General features: G+C 47.5%; 3 protein-coding genes. 1 reads left to right on the top strand and 2 read right to left on the bottom strand.

Annotation, left to right across the window (positions count from 1 at the left end):
* Positions 1–696 precede the first annotated feature (696 nt).
* Positions 697–1,059 carry a hypothetical protein gene (locus F6K20_RS33845; RefSeq protein WP_287263156.1) on the bottom strand — a complete coding sequence of 121 codons (363 nt, stop codon included), beginning with the start codon at positions 1,057–1,059 and terminating at the stop codon, positions 697–699.
* Between the two features lie 15 nt (positions 1,060–1,074).
* Positions 1,075–1,299 carry a hypothetical protein gene (locus tag F6K20_RS33840; protein ID WP_154659904.1) on the bottom strand — a complete coding sequence of 75 codons (225 nt, stop codon included), beginning with the start codon at positions 1,297–1,299 and terminating at the stop codon, positions 1,075–1,077.
* An 87-nt stretch (positions 1,300–1,386) separates the two neighbouring features.
* Here F6K20_RS33840 and F6K20_RS33835 point away from each other — a divergent pair, with 87 nt between their 5' ends.
* On the top strand, positions 1,387–2,292 hold the full coding sequence (locus F6K20_RS33835) for a Uma2 family endonuclease (protein ID WP_071108098.1): 906 nt from the start codon (positions 1,387–1,389) through the stop codon (positions 2,290–2,292).
* Positions 2,293–2,507 lie beyond the last annotated feature (215 nt).

Raw genomic sequence — 2,507 nt, 5'->3', positions numbered from 1 at the left:
TTGCTGAAGTTGTGAATAGGTTTTGGTTAACAAGCGACTATTCAAGGTTTTCAATTGGGTAGGAATTAGGGAGTAGGGAGCAGGGAGTAGGGAGTAGGGAGGTAAGCATTCAGCTATCAGCCCTCAGCCGTCAGCTAATCAACGGTCGGTAGTAACCCATCACCGAGTCAAACTTTAATGAGATGCACGCGATTGACCTTTGGTCACGCTACGCGAACGCGTTTTTGATAGCGATCCTGTGGTTATAGGGTTTTTCAGATCGTAAGTATTCAGCTAAAGGCCTTTGGCCACGCTACCGAAACAGTTTATGCCCATAGCGCACGCTACACCGAACAACTTGTGAATAAAATAAGCTGACGGCTGACGGCTGACGGCTGAATGCTTACCTCATACCTATGAAGTACACAGGATTTTTTCCCTGTTCCCTCTTGCCTTTTGCCTAAACTCCAAAATCTACCTCAACCAATTGAGAACTGCGATAGATCTAGTCCAGACCGATTGAGCAACCGAAAAAAGATGGAACAATTATTGGTTTGTTTTTCCGTTATACTCAATTAAGCTGTCTGATCTTCAATTTATAACCGCTATTGTATGCTTCAGGAATTGCAGGTGGTATTTCGGCAAAAGCTTCCTTTGTTTTTCTGTTGAATAACCCGTGATCATAACAATTTTCAATCCTAAGCGAAAAATACCTCTCTAGACAGTGGATACTACAGGAAATTGAGAATTGAGAATTGAGAATTGAGAATTGAGAATTGGGAATCGGGAATCGGGAGGTGGGAATCGGGAATCGGGAATCGGTTGTGGTGGGAAAATGCGATCGCAGATGGCTGTGGTGGGAAAATGCGATCGCAGATGGCTGTGGTGGGAAAATGCGATCGCAGATGGCTGTGGTGGGAAAATGCGATCGCAGATGGCTGTGGTAGGAAAATGCGATCGCAGATGGCTGTGGTGGGAAAATGCGATCGCAGATGGCTGTGGTGGGAAAATGCGATCACAGATGGCTGTGGTAGGAAAATGCGATCGCAGATGGCTGTGGTAGGAAAATGCGATCGACATCGACGAAGAAGAATCTTAGAGGTGGCCGGGAGTAGGGGTTGGAAAAGTTGTTCGCCTTTGGCGTTCGGTGAAGGGTAGGTTGAAAGTTGTCAAGTTGTTCGCGTAGCGTGGCCGAAAGGCCAAGGTTGTTCGCCCTTGGCGTCCCTTGTAGGCTAGGTTAGTTGGTTGTTCGCCCTTGCCGTCCCTTGTAGGGTAGGTTGGCAGGTTGAATGTTGAATGTTGCCTCTTGCCGATTCCCACCTCCCGATTCCCACCTCCCGATTCCCACCTCCCGATTCCCTAAAACCCAAGATGCTAAGCTCAAACTATCAGGCTCAACAGAGGATCATGTACCAAACTGACCCACCCCGTCCTCCCAGGGAAACCATGCCCACTATGTATGACCTACCTAGTGAAGACCCAGACGAAGAGGAATTAGATCCAACTGTTCATCCCCGTCCAGTGTGGGAAACCATGCCCACTATGTATGACCTACCTAGTGAAGACCCGGAGGAGCCTGGTTTGCCTGACGAATTTCATGACTTCCAACCCCAGCTATTGCGGGAAACCTGCCAACCTCCCAACTATCCCAGGGAGGAAATGTTTATTGGTACAGACCTCAATTTATATTACGATAGTCATCATTTGTTGTGGCACAAACGACCAGATTGGTTTCTGGTACTGGGTGTGACTCCCGCTCAACAACAAAAAGACCTTCGCTGGAGTTATGTGGTTTGGCAGGAAGGAAGAGCGCCATTTTTGGTAGTGGAACTCCTATCACCAGGTACGGAAGCTGAAGATTTAGGACAAACCCTAAGGTCTGCCAACAAGCCACCCACCAAATGGCAAGCATATGAACAATATATGCGGATTCCTTACTATGTGGTCTTTGACCGTTATCAAAACCAGTTGCGGGTGTTTCAATTAATGCCCGCCCAGTATCAGGAAGTAGAGCTTTCTGAACCCAAATTTTGGATTCGAGAACTGGAATTAGGGTTAGGAGTCTGGCTTGGGAAATATCAAGAAACAGAAGGGTTGTGGCTGCGTTGGTATGATGAAGCTGGTAATTGGATTGAGACTTTAAAAGAACACGCTCAACAGGAATCCCAACGGGCAGAACAGGAATCCCAACGGGCAGAACAGGAATCCCAACGGGCAGAACAGGAATCCCAACGGGCAGAACAGGAACGCCAACGGGCAGAACGATTGGCAGAAAAATTGCGTACCCTTGGCATCAATCCCGATGATTTGTAAGGGGGGTCTAAGCTGTTGTGCATTTAAATTGCAAAACAGCAAGGCAGAAGGCAGAAGGCAGAAGGCAGAAGGGAAAAGAGTTTCAGGGTTTTTTTCCTGATTTCATAAAGCGATGCAGCAAGGGAACAGGGGGTTTCCCCCACTCGCTATTGCATCAAGACAAGGGAGTTTAAATGGGTAACAGCTTATGGCAACATCAACATCACAACCGATGA

The sequence above is a fragment of the Moorena sp. SIO2C4 genome (assembly GCF_010672485.1).
Taxonomy (GTDB): Bacteria; Cyanobacteriota; Cyanobacteriia; order Cyanobacteriales; family Coleofasciculaceae; genus Moorena; species Moorena producens.
Note: the sequence above shows the minus strand (reverse complement) of the source record. Positions and strands in the feature narration are given on the sequence as shown.